Source organism: Sphingopyxis sp. USTB-05, assembly GCF_023822045.1.
In the GTDB taxonomy this organism is placed as follows: Bacteria; Pseudomonadota; Alphaproteobacteria; order Sphingomonadales; family Sphingomonadaceae; genus Sphingopyxis.
In genome coordinates this window covers 3,504,513-3,518,338 of record NZ_CP084712.1, presented here as the reverse complement: position 1 = coordinate 3,518,338, position 13,826 = coordinate 3,504,513, and the positions used below count along the sequence as shown (strand labels likewise).

Here is a 13,826-nt window from a genome sequence, read left to right as displayed (position 1 = left end):
GGATAATGCCATGACCGCCATGCCGGCTACGCCGCGCCTCGCGTTACCGTTACTTGCGGTGGCGCAGGCGCAAAAAGAGGTAACGCACAACGAGGCGCTGACCCTGATCGACGCCCTGCTTCATGCAGCCGTCGAGGCGGGGCCGGTTGACGCGCCACCCGCGAATCCCGCCGAAGGGCAATGCTGGATCGTCGGGACGGATCCGGCCGGCGCCTGGACGGGTCAGGAAGATGCGATCGCGATCTACACGGGCGGCGGATGGCGATTTGCGCCGCCCCGCGAAGGGATGCGGGCGACGCGCCTTGCCGATGGCGTGATGCTTCGTTTCGATGGCGGCGCGTGGGCTCCGCCTGGGACGATGGGAACGCCATCCGGCGGCGTGACAATCGATGCCGAAGCGCGTAGGGCGATCTCTACATTGATCCTTCACCTCGCCGCGCAGGGTCTTCTGATTTCAGGCTGAATTTGTGCTAATTGGCATCGTCAGTGCGACTTTTTGGCAACATATTGACGATTTGTTAGCTTGCACGGAACCAAAGCGGCGGGTAGGACGTCTGCCGAGACGTATATCTCAATTTGAAAGGGGAATTACTATGAGGAAGCTTGCCGTCGCTCTGGCGTTGGCCTCCACCACCCTGGCGTCGCCCGTTCTGGCGCGCGACAACTCCTGGTATGTTGGTGTTGGTGCTGGCGCAATGCTCATCGAGGACCTGGATCTCGATATTGGTACTGCCAACAACGCAGGTTCGCTCGATCATCGCGCTGGCTATGATGTCGAAGGCACCGTCGGTTATGACTTCGGCGGTTTCCGTGCGGAAGTCGAAGTCGGCTATCGCGAAGCCGACATCAAGTCGGGTCGTTTCACGGCTCCCGGTATTCCGCAGACCGCGGGCGGCACCGGAGTGCCTTTCACGGGCACGGCCGATCTGGCCGGCGACACGAACGTCCTGAGCTTCATGGTCAACGGCCTGCTCGACTTCGGTGACGACGACGGCCTTCAGGGCTTTGTCGGCGGTGGTGCCGGTGTTGCTCGCGTTTCGGTCGAGCCGGTTTTCGCCGGTAACTTCCTTGACGATTCGGACACGGGCTTTGCCTGGCAGGCGATTGCGGGCGTCCGCGCTCCGCTGACCGACAGCATCGACGTTGGCCTGAAGTATCGCTTCTTCAACGCCGACAAGGTTGGTCTGGTTGACCAGCTCGGCCGCGACGTTTCGACGCGCTTCCGTTCGCACTCGCTTCTCGGCACGCTGACGTTCAACTTCGGTGGTGCTCCGGCTCCGGTGGAACCGGCTCCGCCGCCGCCGCCGCCGCCGCCCCCGCCGCCCCCGCCGCCTCCGCCGCCGCCGCCGGTCGTGGAATGCGCACCGGGACCGTACATCGTGTACTTCGACTGGGATCAGTCGAACATCACGCCGGAAGCGGCTTCGACGCTCGACAACGCGATCAGCGCCTACAACCGTGGTTGCACGGGTACGCAGGTCATGCTCGCCGGTCACGCTGACCGTTCGGGTTCGGCCAAGTACAACGTCGGCCTGTCGGAACGCCGCAACACCGCGGTTCGCAGCTATCTCACCGCTCGCGGTATCTCGGATGGCTCGATCAGCGCGCAGGCGTTCGGCGAAACCCGTCCGGCCGTTGCAACCGCCGATGGCGTCCGCAACGACCAGAACCGTCGCGTGGAAATCACTTACGGTCCGAACTCGGGCATGTAAGACCGGTTTCCGCTCCCGACAGGGACGGAACGAAAAAGAAGGGCGGTACCGAAAGGTGCCGCCCTTTCTTTATGCGCGCTTTGCTTGGGGACTATTGTTCGGCGTCAATTCCAGTTTCTTCTTGCCAGTTCAATTTTATGATATACCGTCACACATGGGCGCGAGGTGATCTTGGGCCCAGGATGCGGGGCAGGCGCTCGTCATCGCGGAGCATGTCCCCCGAGCGGGAGAGAGACGATGCGCAAACGCCGCAGCATGTTCCATCGAAGCATTTTTCGCGCCGACCCCAATGGGGATCCCGATATCAACACAACGCCGCTGATCGACGTGATGCTGGTGATGCTGGTGATGTTCATCATCACCATCCCGCCACCGACGCACAGTGTCGACGTCACGCTGCCGGGAGAGGCTCCGCCGCATACGCAGATACTCGACGAAAATCGCGTGACGATCGACACGGCCGACGTGATCCGCTGGAATGACGAGGCGGTCGATCTGGCGCAGTTGGGGATGCTGGTCAAAGAAGCCGCAGACCGGCCGGAACCGGCTGCGATCATGCTCGAACCTGAGGCGCGGGCGCGATACCTGCGTGTCGATGAAGCCATCGGGGCAATCCGGCGCAATGGGGGGGCCAAGCTCGCCTTTCCGGGCATCCAAAATTATGCGGGACTGATCTGAAGCACCGATCCCAACCCTTTTCGTCATCCCGGCCTTCGCCGGGATGACTACTCAGGAAGGCGGTATTTCAGCCCAACCTAGCCCGCTTAGGGGCCGATCCGGGACTTCTGTCCTTTTCATCGCCTTGCCACGCTCATCGCGCCCGTCGGCGCGACCAGCCCTTACCAGGGTCAGGCCCTGCTTATTGCACGATCGAGGCGTCGAAATGGCGAAGATATCGGGTTCGGGTGGCGGCGGCGGGTAGCATCGCTGCCCGTAAGCCTGTCCCCCTCGACGCCGCAGGCGGCGTCGAGGGGGCCGCGCGGGCCAGAGATCGAAGTCATTTCGGCGTCCCTTCGGGATTTGACCGATTTTGTCCATTGCGTCGTGGGCAAGTCTGGAAATATCGACATATTCCTGCGCCTTGCTTCCTCGCACCGAACAAAATCGCTTCAAACCTCGATCGTGCAATAAGCAAATCCCGACCCTAGCCGCCACAGGCATCAAGTGTATCGGGTCGCCTATCAAACGGTGGGTGCCGTCCCGGGCCTCAGATAACGCATCATATAGCCGACATAATCGGCCTTGCCGAGCGGCACCCCCATGTGGCGCAGGACGGCGTAGGCGGCGACGCGGTGGAAAGCGAATTGGGGCGCCGCCCAGTCGCGGACATATTCAAACGCGGTCATGTCGAAGGTCATGCCGTTCGGCAGGTCGAAGCTGACCGGCCGGTCGGCATCCTGTCCGAGCGCGGTGCGGTCGACGGCATCGAGAATGGCGAGCGTCGCGGCGATCTGATCCTGCATGCCGGCGAAGTCGGGCGCGTCGTCCGGAAATTCCGGGATCGCGATCCCGCCGAGCCGACTGAGCGGTTGCAGCGCCTGGGTACAGGTGAAGCGCACCTGCGAGGCGAGCGGGAACATGTCGGGGGCGAGACGCGCGACCGCGAACTGCAATTCGCCGATAGCGTTGTCGGCGCTCCAGGTGCTTGCCTTGGACAGCTCGCCCGACAAGGCCCTGAGGCCATTCTGGAACGCCGGTACGGTCAGGTCGTAGAGCATCGTCATTTCCTTCGATCGATCGAATCTGTGTCAGGCGGCGGCGAGATTGTCCTGGAACTGGAGCCGGGCAAGGCGCGCGTAGAGGCCGTCGGCGGCGACGAGTTCGTCGTGCTTGCCCTCTTCGACGATACGGCCGTCATCCATCACGATGATGCGGTCGGCGGCGCGCACGGTGGCGAGACGGTGCGCGATCACGATCGTCGTGCGGTCCGCCATCAGCGTTTCGAGCGCATCCTGCACGAGCTTTTCGGATTCGGCGTCGAGTGCCGAGGTCGCTTCGTCGAGGAGAAGGAGCGGCGCGCGGCGGAGGAGCGCGCGCGCGATCGCGACGCGCTGGCGCTGGCCGCCCGAGAGGCGGGCGCCGCCTTCGCCCATGAAGGTGTCGAGACCTTGCGGAAGCTTGCGCAGAAAATCCTCAGCATTGGCGGCACGCGCGGCATCCCAGAGGTCGTCTTCGCTCGCGGCCCAATTGCCGTAACGCAGATTGTCGCGCGCCGAGGCGGCGAAGATGACCGTTTCCTGCGGCACCATCGCGATGCGGGCGCGGATATCGGCGGGGTCGGCGTCGACGAGCGGGACGCCGTCGAGCAGGATCTGGCCGCGCTGCGGATCGTAGAAACGCTCGGCGAGCTGGAAGAGCGTCGACTTTCCGGCGCCCGAGGGGCCCACGATCGCAACCGTCTCACGCGGGCGGATCGCGAGGCTGAAATCATGGAGGGCAGGGGCGTCGGGCCGGGTCGGATAGTGGAATTCGACATTCGCGAATTCGAGCGTGCCGACAGGCGGTTCGGGGAAGCGGCTGGGGTTCGCGGGCGGGGCGATGCTCGCCTCGGCGTTGAGCAATTCGCTCAATCGCTCGGCAGCGCCCGCGGCGCGAAGCAGGTCGCCATAGACTTCGGTGAGCGCGCCGAACGCACCCGCGACGAGACCGCCCGTGAGGACGAAGGCGGCGATCGTGCCGCCGGTGATTGTGCCGGCGGCGACGCCCTCGGCACCGTACCAGAGCAAGGTGGTGATCGCGCCGAACAAGAGGCCGATCACCGTCGCGGTGATGATCGCGCGGAGGCGGATGCGGCGCTTCGCGGTCGCGAAATTCGCCTCCACCGCCACCGAGAAGCGGTCGGCCTCTCGCGCTTCCTGTCCGAAAGCCTGGACGATCTTCATCGCCCCCATCTGCTCGGCGGTCGTCGCACCGATGTCGGCGACGCGGTCCTGACTGGTCCGCGAGACATTCTGGAGCCGGCGGCCGAGAAGGACGATCGGCAGGATGATGACCGGAATTCCGAGCAAAATGCCCGCGGTGAGTTTCGGCGACAGGCTGAACAGATAGATGATGCCGCCGATGCCCATCACCGTGTTGCGCAAGGCGACCGAGACGGTGGTGCCGACGACCTGTTCGATGATCGCGGTATCCGACGTCATGCGCGAGGCGATTTCGGACGGGCGGTTTTCCTCGAAGAAGCCGGGCGCAAGGCGCAGCAGGTTCTGCTGCACGGCCTGGCGGATGTCGGCGACGGTGCGTTCGCCGAGCCAGCTCACGAAATAGAAACGGAGCGCGGTGGCGAGGGCGAGGGCGACGCAAATGGCATAGAAGAGCCGGAAATGCGGCGCGACATCGCCGCCGCCGGCGATGAAGCCGCTGTCGATCATTGCCTTGAATTGATAGGGAATGGCGAGCGTCGCGAGCGCCGCAATCCCGAGCGCGATCGCCGCGATGACCAGTTGGAGCGGATAGTTGCTGGCATAGTGCCACACCATGCGCAGGCTGCCGAGTTTGCGGCGGGGTTCGGCGGTCGCTTTTGCAGCGGGCAGGTCGGGTTGGCTGGCCATCGCATCGGCCCTAGCAGCGCCGGGGACCGGGCTCAACGACGCAGAATGCGCCCCTGCTTCAAGCGGTTTGAAGCAGCGCTGCATGGGAGCGCTAAGGGAGCGCAGCAAGGGAGCGCGGCGACCGGCGCCGCGCTCCCCCTTTGTCAGCGGTTATCAAGCTGCGCGCGCACGGCGCGAAGCCCCGCCTGTGTGATGCGGTACGGTGCGCCGCCCTGCGAGCCGATGAAGCCGCGCCGCCGCAAGCGGCTGAACAGCGACAGGCCGGTATTGGCGAGCACATGCCCGTCGCGGGTGAAGCAGAGCGCCTCGATGATATGGCCGCTTTCGTCGCGGCGATGGCGGATCATGCCACCCTGCGCCAGCACATGGAGCATACGCTGCTCCGCTTTCGAGATATTCATGGGATATGTCCGGATTTTGCATGCAACAACAGCGCACCGACCGGGGGTCGGCACGCAGCGCACATCCCGTTTTCGCCGGGATGTTAGCGGTTGCCCGCAATCTCAGACATATTCACTCCATCGGCGCATCATGCGCCGCTTTGCACCGAATATTCGCATTCGGAACGTCCCGCAATGATTTTGATGCATTGCACAATGAGATCGAGCCCCTAGACTGCTAATCAATGAGCAGGCGCCGAAGAGCGCCGCCGGGCTACGCAAGGAACGATCTGAATATGCTGTATCACGCGTTTGACATGCAGAAGAATTGGCTTGCCGGGGCGAGTGCGCTCGCGACGGCGGGCGCGCAGGCGATGCAGCATCCGGCGAATCCGCTCGGCTATTTCAGCGGCAGCCCGATGTTCGCCTCGGCGCTCGAAGTGTTCGCGCATGCCGCGGCGCCGCGCGGCAAGCCCGGGTTCGAACTGTATGAGACCGTCGTCGATGGCGAGACGGTGCGCGTCGCCGAAGCGATCGAGGCGCGCAAGCCGTTCGGCCAGCTCAAGCATTTCAAGCATAAGGGCACCAAGGACGCGCCCAAGCTGCTGATCGTCGCGCCGATGTCGGGCCATTATGCGACGCTGCTGCGCGGCACGGTCGAACGCATGCTGCCGGGCCATGACGTGTGGATCACCGACTGGCGCGACGCGCGCAACGTGCCGCTGGAAGCCGGCAAGTTCGACCTCGACGACTATGTCGATTATCTCATTTCCTGGCTGGAACATATCGGCCCCGGCGCGCATGTCCTGGCGGTATGCCAGCCGTCGGTGCCGAGCCTTGCCGCCGCGGCGATCATGGCGGCGAACAAGAATAAGTGCCGGCCGAAGACGTTGACGATGATGGGCGGGCCGATCGACACGCGCAAGGCACCGACCGCGGTCAACGAGCATGCGACGACGCGGCCCTATGCCTGGTTCCAGGAAAATGTGATCGCGACCGTGCCCGCCTGGTATGCGGGCGCGGGCCGCCGCGTCTATCCGGGCTTCCTGCAGCTTGCGGGCTTTATGTCGATGAACCTTGGCAATCATATGATGAGCCATTGGGAGATGTTCAAACATCTGGTCGACGGCGACGGCGAGAGCGCGGACAAGACCAAGGAATTCTACGACGAGTATCGCGCCGTGTGCGACATGACGTCCGAATTCTATCTGCAGACGGTCGACATCGTGTTCCAGCGCCACCTGTTGCCGAAGGGCGAGATGACGCATCGCGGTCAGCCGGTCGACGTCGGCGCGATCGAGGATATCGCGATCCTGGCGATCGAGGGCGAGCGCGACGATATTTCGGGGATCGGCCAGACCAAGGCGGCGCTGACCATCGCCAAGGCGCTACCGGCCGAAAAGAAGAAATATCTGATGGCGAAGAGCGTCGGCCATTACGGCATCTTCAACGGCCGCAAATGGCGCGAGGAGATTGCGCCGGTTGTTGAAAAGTGGATTCGTAGCAACGGCGGGTAACGACTGGTTGCGGGCCTTTTCATATCGTCACCCGGGCTTGACCCGGGGTCCCGCTTGATGCCAGGGTCAGTGAGCGAAAAAAAGCTGGATCCCGGGTCAAGCCCGAGATGACGCGAGTGGGCGACTGAATAGCAGGAAACGCCCGATTTCAGCTATGATGGATCGGCCGGCGGAAAGCGCAACGTGGCAGCGATCTGTGCTTCGGCCGCGGTTGCTTCATCGATGAGCAGGCGCAATGCCTTTGCGGTGTCTTCCAAAAGCCCGTCACCAAGGGGCCGCTCGCCATTGATAAAACGGCGGATGGCCCGCTCGTCTATGCCAAGGCGCCGCGAGAATGCGGTGGTCCCGCCAAACAGTTGGACGCAATAAGCAAGATGCTCGCGTCGCTCGTCTGCTGAAAATGACGCGGCCATTGTTTTCCCTTTTCGTTCACCGCCGGTGGCCATAGGCCATCTTGCGGATGAGGCGCAATCGACCAGTTGCTGCCCTCCACATCCTCGTCACCCCGGACTTGATCCGGGGTCCCGCTTGAGGCTGAAGCCAGTGAATGCGTCAAAAAGCGGGATCCCGGGTCAAGCCCGGGATGACGGAAGTGGGGGACGGGATGTCCGCTCGCCACCCCAAAGCAGTCCCTCAGGCGTTCCGCGCCATCAGCCCGCCGTCGACGGGGATTACCGCGCCGGTGATATAGCTTGCGGCGGGCAGCACGAGGCTGAGTGTCATATGCGCTACTTCTTCAGGTTCGCCATAGCGGCGGAGCGCGGTGCGGCGTCTTGCGAAAACGGCCTTGTCTTCTTCCGGGACCTTGTCGGTCATGCCGGTGCGGATCGGGCCGGGGCAGATGCAGTTGACCGTGATCCCGTCCTTGCCAAGATCGACCGCGAGGCCGCGGGTGAGGCCGACGACACCCGACTTTGCCGCGACATATGGTGTGTCGCCCGGCGTTGCACCCAGGCCTTCGGTCGAGGCAATGTTGACGATGCGCGCAGCGTCGCTTTTGCGGAGGAATGGCAGCGCGGAGCGGACCATGCGCTGATGCGCGGTCAGCATCACCGCGAGGGCGCGGTGCCAGATCGCCTCATAGTCATCCTCCGCGTCAAGCGGGGCGAAGCTGGAGACGCCGGCGTTGTTGATGAGGATGTCGATGCCACCAAAATGCGCGGCGATGGCGGCGACGGTCGCCTTGATCGCCTCGCCTTCGGCGACGTCCAGTGCGAAGGCCTTGGCGTTCGGGCCGGCTTCGGCGGCGACGGCCTCGCATGCGGCGAGGTCGAGATCCGTCACTGCGACCTTCGCGCCTTCGCTCGCCAGCAGCAGCGCGGTCGCGCGGCCCATGCCGCTCGCCGCACCGGTGACGATGGCGACGCGGCCTGCGACCGAGCGCGACAGCGGCGCCCCGCTCACCGGAACGGCGGCTCGTTGAAAGCGCGCAGTTTGCGGCTGTGGAGCTTGGCCCCTTCGTCGCGCATCGTCTCGCACGCGCGGATGCCGATCTGAAGATGCGCGGCGATTGCTTCTTCGTAGAAGCGGTTTGCCTGTCCAGGCAGCTTGAGTTCGCCGTGGAGCGGCTTGTCACTGACGCAGAGCAGGGTGCCGTAGGGGACACGGAAGCGATAGCCTTGCGCGGCGATCGTTGCCGATTCCATGTCGATGCCGATCGCGCGCGATTGTGAGAAGCGCAGCGCGCTGTCGGTGTAGCGCAGCTCCCAGTTGCGGTCGTCGGTGGTGACGACGGTGCCGGTACGCATGCGCTTCTTGAGGTCGGCGCCGGTGGCGCCGGACACCGTTTCGGCGGCGGTCGCGAGCGCGACCTGCACTTCGGCAATCGGCGGGATCGGGATGGCAACCGGCAGCACCGCGTCGAGGATATGGTCGTCGCGCAGATATGCGTGGGCGAGAACATAGTCGCCGATACGCTGGCTGGGACGAAGGCCGCCGCAGTGGCCGATCATCAGCCAGGCCTCCGGACGGAGCACCGCGAGATGGTCGCAGATCGTCTTTGCGTTCGACGGGCCGACGCCGATGTTGACCAGCGTGATGCCGCCGCCGTCGGGCGCGATGAGGTGATAGGCGGGCATCTGGTGCCGGCGCCAGGCGCTGTCGGCGACGAGCGCGCTGGCGTTGACGCCGGGTTGGTCGACATAGAGGCCCGCAGCGCCCGCGAGCGCGGTATAGCGACCCTGCCCCACCTGCGACCCTGCCCAGGCGACGAACTCGTCGACATAGCGGTGGTAGTTGGTGAAGAGAATGTAGCGCTGAAAATGCTCGGGCGCAGTGCCGGTATAGTGGCGGAGGCGCGCCAGGCTGAAGTCAGTGCGCAGCGCATCGAACAGCGCGAGCGGCTGCGATGCCGCGGGGTCCTGTCCGAACAGGCCGTCGGCAAGCTCGTCGCCGATGTCGGCCAGTTCCGTGGTCGGAAAATGGCGGGCCAATTCGAGCGGCGTGACCCCGCCCATGTCCGACCCATCGCTGGCGTCGAGCACGTAGGGGAAGGGGATCTGCTGCCCCGTGCGCGTCACCTCGAGCGTGATGTCATAGTGACGCGCGAGGAGCATGAGCTGTTCGCGCAGATAGTCGGCAAACAGGTCGGGGCGCGTTACGGTGGTGACGAACTCGCCTGCACGCTCGAAGCGGCCGAAAGCGAGATTGTGGCCCTTCTGGCCCTCGCGCTGCTCGCCCGTTGTCGTCAGGCGGATCGCCGGATAGTCGAACAGACCCTTCGCGGCGGCGTCGGCCGGCGGCAGGGTGCGATCGTGCACATAGGCGGCGATGGCAGATTTGAGATTGGAAACCGAAGCGCGGAAGCGGTCCTGCAGCTCGGTGATGATCCCTTCAACGAGGGCGGTGGGATCGGTGCTGTCTTGCGATGAGTTGGCTGTCATCGCGACGCTGTTGCACGAAATTATGACAAAAGGGAAGAGGGGCGGCCTCCCCCAATTGCGTCGCGCCGGGCTTGACCTGGGGTCCCGCTGAGCGACGTTGCAGAAGCGGGACCCCGGATCAAGTCCGGGTGTCGAAGAAGGAGAAGGCGGCGCGTCGACCGCGCCGCCCCTCCCACAAATCAGAGCTGTTCGAGCATATGGTCGGCGCTCGACACCTTGAATTCGCCCGGCGCTTCGACGTTGAGCTGTTCGACCACGCCGTCGTTGACGATCATCGAGAAACGCTGGCCGCGCTTGCCCATGCCGAAGGCGGTGCCGTCCATGGTGAGGCCCACGGCTTCGGCGAACGCGCCATTGCCGTCGGCGAGCATCGTGACGCTGTCGCCCGCGCTGGCGCTCTTGCCCCACGCGCCCATCACAAAAGCGTCGTTGACCGCGGTGCAGACGATCTCGTCGACGCCCTTGGCCTTCAGCTCATCGGCCTTGTCGACGAAGCCCGGCAGGTGTTTCGCGGAGCAGGTCGGGGTGAAGGCACCGGGAACCGAAAAGAGCGCGACCTTGCGGCCCTTAAAATAATCGGCGGTCGTGACTTGTTCGGGGCCGCTTTCGGTGACCTTTACGAAGGTCGCGTCGGGAAGCTTGTCTCCGGTCTGGATCGTCATTGGTCGGCATCCTTTCATCGAGGGGATTTTGGTGGCGGTGACATTGGATGTGCCGGACGGCGAGTCAAGCGCGCGGCGCGAATTGATCGAAAAGCTGGACCATGTCGCCGCAAGAAGGCATGGTGACGTCATGAGCACAGACCCCACCTGGTTCACCGGCCAGCTGCTGCTTGCGCTGCCGGGCATCGGCGATCCCCGTTTCGAGCATTCGGTGATCGCGATGATCAGCCATGACGAAGAGGGCGCGATGGGGATCGGCATCGGCGAGCCGATCGACGGGATGACCGTCGGCGCGGTGCTCGACCAGCTCGAAATCGAACATGAGGTTCCGCTCGACCAGCCGGTTTTCCTTGGCGGACCCGTCGAGCCGTCGCGCGGTTTTGTGCTGCACAGCCGCGATTGGGGTGGGCAGGAGGCCGTACAGGTTGGCGATCGCTGGATGGTATCGAGTTCGCATGACATATTGCGCGCGATCGGCGAGGGGCGTGGCCCGTCGCGCTGGCTGGTGGCGCTGGGCTATGCGGGATGGTCGCCGGGGCAACTCGAAAGCGAGCTCGTTCGCCATGGCTGGCACGTAACGCCGGGCAGCGACGGCCTGCTATTCGAAACGCCGCCCGCCGAACGGTGGCAGGCGGCGTTTGCCGAAGCGGGAGTGGACGCCCGCTTGCTGACGACAGAAGGCGGCGAGGCCTAAGCTCCAGCTAGCCGTCGCCCCCGCGAAGGCGGGGGTCGTTATCGGTGTAGCGTTAAGGCCTCCCGCGGCTCCCGCCTCCGCGGGGGCGACGCTTCCTTGTTTCTTTTATCGAGCCAATGCGAGCAGCGGTTTGCCCTGATTGAGGTTTGCGAGTGCCGTGCGCGCGGCCCAGCGCGAGTCGACATAGTCGCCGTTCGCGAGTTCGACGTCGTAGCGGATCGGACTGCCGATCGCGGTGTCATAGGCTGCGGCGGCTTCGACGGTGCGACCCAGACGAGCGTAAGCGGTACCCAGATTGATGAGGCGTGACGGGTCGCGCGCGTCGAGCGTCGTTTCCCCGATAAGCTTGTCGACCGCGGCGCGGTTTTCGCCTGCCTTCAACTCGGCAAAGGCGACCGGCAGCGCGTCCGAATCGGGCTGCGCAGCGGTCACGACGACGATCGATTGCGCCGCGACAGGGCTTGCGAAAGCCAGGGCAAAGAGCGGCAGCAGAATTTTTTTCATCTTTCGTATCTCCCCGAAAACTTTCACCGATTTTCTCGCGCAGCGCAGGAAAAGTCAATATTTTCGGGGGTTTGTAACACTGTTGTCACAATATCGAATTAAGCTAAACGCAAGGCGCATTATAAGTCAGGATTTTCAGAATCTTGGGCTCCGCGACTCCGTGTCACAATTGGGCGGCACGGATTGTCACAATTGCGGCCGGCAAAATTTTTTTCTGGGGGTGCGTGCATTTTGCGCGCCGATTCGCGTGTCGGCAGTCGGGCGTCGAGGCGGTTCCCATATGCGATATAAAGAAAAGTTTATATTTGATCGGCGGCGGTGTTTCGGCTAGGGCGCGCACGATAATTTCGTGGCCGCTCGCCTGCGGTCGAATAGCAATATGGAGAATCCCCCGTGGCTACTCTCGCCGCCGACACCCATGATTATGTGATCGCCGACATCGGTCTCGCCGACTTCGGGCGCAAGGAAATCAACATCGCCGAAACCGAGATGCCGGGCCTGATGGCGCTGCGCAGCGAGTTCGGCGCGGCGCAGCCGCTGAAGGGCGCGCGCATTACCGGATCGCTGCACATGACGATCCAGACCGCAGTGCTGATCGAGACGCTGACCGCGCTCGGCGCCGAAGTTCGCTGGGCGACGTGCAACATCTTCTCGACCCAGGACCATGCCGCCGCCGCGATCGCCGCGTCGGGCGTGCCGGTGTTCGCGGTTAAGGGCGAAAGCCTTGCCGATTATTGGGACTATGTCGGCCGCATCTTTGACTGGGGTGTGGAAGACGGCACGACCTGCAACCTGATCCTCGACGACGGCGGCGACGCCACGATGTTCGCGCTGTGGGGTGCGAAGCTCGAAGCCGGCGAAACCATGCCGGCGCCCGAGAATGAAGAAGAGATCGAGATGCAGCGCGCGCTGAAGGCGTTCGTTGCCGCGCACCCCGGCTATCTGACCAAGACGGTCAAGGCGATCAAGGGCGTGTCGGAAGAAACGACGACCGGTGTCCACCGCCTGTACCACATTGCGAAGAAGGGCGAGCTGCCTTTCCCCGCGATCAACGTCAATGACAGCGTCACCAAGTCGAAGTTCGACAATCTTTATGGTTGCAAGGAATCGCTGGTCGACGCGATCCGCCGCGGCACCGACGTGATGCTCGCGGGCAAGGTTGCGACCGTCGCGGGCTTCGGCGACGTCGGCAAGGGCTCGGCGCAGTCGCTGCGTAACGGCGGTGCCCGCGTCCTCGTCACCGAAATCGATCCGATCTGCGCGCTGCAGGCGGCGATGGAAGGTTTCGAGGTCGTGACGATGGACGAAGCGGTCAAGCGTTCGGACATTTTCGTCACCGCGACCGGCAACGCCGACGTCATCACTGCCGAACATATGGCGGCGATGAAGAATATGGCGATCGTCTGCAACATCGGCCACTTCGACAGCGAGATCCAGATTGCGGCGCTCGCCAATTACAAGTGGACCGAAGTGAAGCCGCAGGTCGACCTGGTCGAGTTCCCCGACGGCAAGCAGATCATCATCCTGTCGAAGGGCCGCCTGGTCAATCTGGGCAACGCGACGGGCCACCCGAGCTTCGTGATGTCGGCGAGCTTCACCAACCAGACGCTTGCGCAGATCGAGCTTTGGACGCGTAGCGAGCAGTACAAGAATGACGTGTACGTCCTGCCCAAGCATCTCGACGAAAAGGTCGCGGCGCTTCACCTCGAAAAGCTGGGCGTGAAGCTTAGCCAACTGAGCCAGAAGCAGGCCGATTATATCGGCGTGCCGGTCGAAGGCCCGTTCAAGCCCGACCATTATCGTTATTGATCGGACGAGGGCTGGCCCCTCTTTCGACCGATAGAAAACTGTGGACGGCGCGCCCATCGGACGATGCGGCGCGCCGATCCGTATGACATGCGATTGAAACATGACTCCATCGTCTTTA

The 13,826-nt window shown here is 63.8% G+C and carries 14 protein-coding genes; 6 read left to right on the top strand and 8 right to left on the bottom strand.

Annotated elements, in window-relative coordinates; translation table 11 throughout:
- Positions 1–10 precede the first annotated feature (10 nt).
- The 3 genes from KEC45_RS16390 to KEC45_RS16380 all read left to right on the top strand — a co-directional run bounded on the left by KEC45_RS16390 (position 11) and on the right by KEC45_RS16380 (position 2,390).
- Positions 11–463, top strand: coding sequence for a DUF2793 domain-containing protein (locus KEC45_RS16390; protein ID WP_062176460.1), 453 nt, complete (start codon positions 11–13; stop codon positions 461–463).
- Positions 464–593: 130 nt separating this feature from the next.
- Entirely contained in the window at positions 594–1,712 is a 1,119-nt protein-coding gene (locus KEC45_RS16385) for an OmpA family protein (RefSeq protein ID WP_062176463.1), read from the top strand.
- Between the two features lie 237 nt (positions 1,713–1,949).
- Positions 1,950–2,390: a biopolymer transporter ExbD gene (locus tag KEC45_RS16380; RefSeq protein WP_062176468.1), complete on the top strand. Its 441-nt coding sequence runs from the start codon at positions 1,950–1,952 to the stop codon at positions 2,388–2,390.
- Between the two features lie 503 nt (positions 2,391–2,893).
- Here the strand turns inward: KEC45_RS16380 and KEC45_RS16375 are convergent.
- The 3 genes from KEC45_RS16375 to KEC45_RS16365 form a co-directional block, all read right to left on the bottom strand.
- Positions 2,894–3,430 carry a DUF1993 domain-containing protein gene (locus KEC45_RS16375; RefSeq protein ID WP_062176471.1) on the bottom strand — a complete coding sequence of 179 codons (537 nt, stop codon included), beginning with the start codon at positions 3,428–3,430 and terminating at the stop codon, positions 2,894–2,896.
- Between the two features lie 30 nt (positions 3,431–3,460).
- On the bottom strand, positions 3,461–5,260 hold the full coding sequence (locus KEC45_RS16370) for an ABC transporter transmembrane domain-containing protein (RefSeq protein ID WP_062176474.1): 1,800 nt from the start codon (positions 5,258–5,260) through the stop codon (positions 3,461–3,463).
- A gap of 143 nt (positions 5,261–5,403) precedes the next feature.
- Positions 5,404–5,661: a YjhX family toxin gene (locus tag KEC45_RS16365; protein ID WP_062176477.1), complete on the bottom strand. Its 258-nt coding sequence runs from the start codon at positions 5,659–5,661 to the stop codon at positions 5,404–5,406.
- Between the two features lie 275 nt (positions 5,662–5,936).
- Here KEC45_RS16365 and KEC45_RS16360 point away from each other — a divergent pair, with 275 nt between their 5' ends.
- Positions 5,937–7,157, top strand: a complete 1,221-nt coding sequence (locus KEC45_RS16360) for a polyhydroxyalkanoate depolymerase (RefSeq protein WP_062176480.1) — start codon at positions 5,937–5,939, stop codon at positions 7,155–7,157.
- Between the two features lie 152 nt (positions 7,158–7,309).
- Here KEC45_RS16360 and KEC45_RS16355 read toward each other — a convergent pair whose 3' ends face one another.
- The 4 genes from KEC45_RS16355 to KEC45_RS16340 all read right to left on the bottom strand — a co-directional run bounded on the left by KEC45_RS16355 (position 7,310) and on the right by KEC45_RS16340 (position 10,701).
- Positions 7,310–7,603 (bottom strand): hypothetical protein, encoded by a 294-nt coding sequence (locus KEC45_RS16355; RefSeq protein ID WP_252171149.1) that lies wholly within the window; start codon positions 7,601–7,603, stop codon positions 7,310–7,312.
- A gap of 187 nt (positions 7,604–7,790) precedes the next feature.
- On the bottom strand, positions 7,791–8,561 hold the full coding sequence (locus KEC45_RS16350) for an SDR family NAD(P)-dependent oxidoreductase (protein WP_062176486.1): 771 nt from the start codon (positions 8,559–8,561) through the stop codon (positions 7,791–7,793).
- On the bottom strand, positions 8,558–10,039 hold the full coding sequence (locus KEC45_RS16345; protein WP_062176489.1) for an AMP nucleosidase: 1,482 nt from the start codon (positions 10,037–10,039) through the stop codon (positions 8,558–8,560). The genes KEC45_RS16350 and KEC45_RS16345 overlap by 4 nt, the downstream gene beginning before the upstream one ends.
- A gap of 179 nt (positions 10,040–10,218) precedes the next feature.
- Positions 10,219–10,701, bottom strand: coding sequence for a peroxiredoxin (locus KEC45_RS16340; protein ID WP_062176492.1), 483 nt, complete (start codon positions 10,699–10,701; stop codon positions 10,219–10,221).
- A 130-nt stretch (positions 10,702–10,831) separates the two neighbouring features.
- On the opposite strand from KEC45_RS16340, the gene KEC45_RS16335 reads away from it, so the two are divergent.
- Positions 10,832–11,395, top strand: coding sequence for a YqgE/AlgH family protein (locus tag KEC45_RS16335; protein ID WP_062183320.1), 564 nt, complete (start codon positions 10,832–10,834; stop codon positions 11,393–11,395).
- 105 nt (positions 11,396–11,500) lie between these two features.
- Here KEC45_RS16335 and KEC45_RS16330 read toward each other — a convergent pair whose 3' ends face one another.
- A complete protein-coding gene (locus KEC45_RS16330) occupies positions 11,501–11,899 on the bottom strand; it encodes a hypothetical protein (protein ID WP_062176495.1) in 399 nt (132 codons plus the stop codon).
- Positions 11,900–12,292: 393 nt separating this feature from the next.
- On the opposite strand from KEC45_RS16330, the gene ahcY reads away from it, so the two are divergent.
- The gene (ahcY, locus tag KEC45_RS16325; protein WP_062176498.1) at positions 12,293–13,708 is read left to right on the top strand and encodes an adenosylhomocysteinase; all 1,416 of its coding nucleotides are present in this window, start codon (positions 12,293–12,295) and stop codon (positions 13,706–13,708) included.
- The last annotated feature ends 118 nt before the right edge of the window (positions 13,709–13,826 follow it).

Bases quoted from the DNA above. Each gene is read 5' to 3' on its own strand.
- KEC45_RS16345 (WP_062176489.1), bottom strand. From the start codon at position 10,039: ATGACAGCCAACTCATCGCAAGACAGCACCGATCCCACCGCCCTCGTT.
- KEC45_RS16335 (WP_062183320.1), top strand. From the start codon at position 10,832: ATGAGCACAGACCCCACCTGGTTCACCGGCCAGCTGCTGCTTGCGCTG.
- KEC45_RS16375 (WP_062176471.1), bottom strand. From the start codon at position 3,430: ATGCTCTACGACCTGACCGTACCGGCGTTCCAGAATGGCCTCAGGGCC.
- KEC45_RS16380 (WP_062176468.1), top strand. From the start codon at position 1,950: ATGCGCAAACGCCGCAGCATGTTCCATCGAAGCATTTTTCGCGCCGAC.
- KEC45_RS16360 (WP_062176480.1), top strand. From the start codon at position 5,937: ATGCTGTATCACGCGTTTGACATGCAGAAGAATTGGCTTGCCGGGGCG.
- KEC45_RS16390 (WP_062176460.1), top strand. From the start codon at position 11: ATGACCGCCATGCCGGCTACGCCGCGCCTCGCGTTACCGTTACTTGCG.
- KEC45_RS16365 (WP_062176477.1), bottom strand. From the start codon at position 5,661: ATGAATATCTCGAAAGCGGAGCAGCGTATGCTCCATGTGCTGGCGCAG.
- KEC45_RS16330 (WP_062176495.1), bottom strand. From the start codon at position 11,899: ATGAAAAAAATTCTGCTGCCGCTCTTTGCCCTGGCTTTCGCAAGCCCT.
- KEC45_RS16370 (WP_062176474.1), bottom strand. From the start codon at position 5,260: ATGGCCAGCCAACCCGACCTGCCCGCTGCAAAAGCGACCGCCGAACCC.
- KEC45_RS16355 (WP_252171149.1), bottom strand. From the start codon at position 7,603: ATGGCCACCGGCGGTGAACGAAAAGGGAAAACAATGGCCGCGTCATTT.
- KEC45_RS16340 (WP_062176492.1), bottom strand. From the start codon at position 10,701: ATGACGATCCAGACCGGAGACAAGCTTCCCGACGCGACCTTCGTAAAG.
- KEC45_RS16385 (WP_062176463.1), top strand. From the start codon at position 594: ATGAGGAAGCTTGCCGTCGCTCTGGCGTTGGCCTCCACCACCCTGGCG.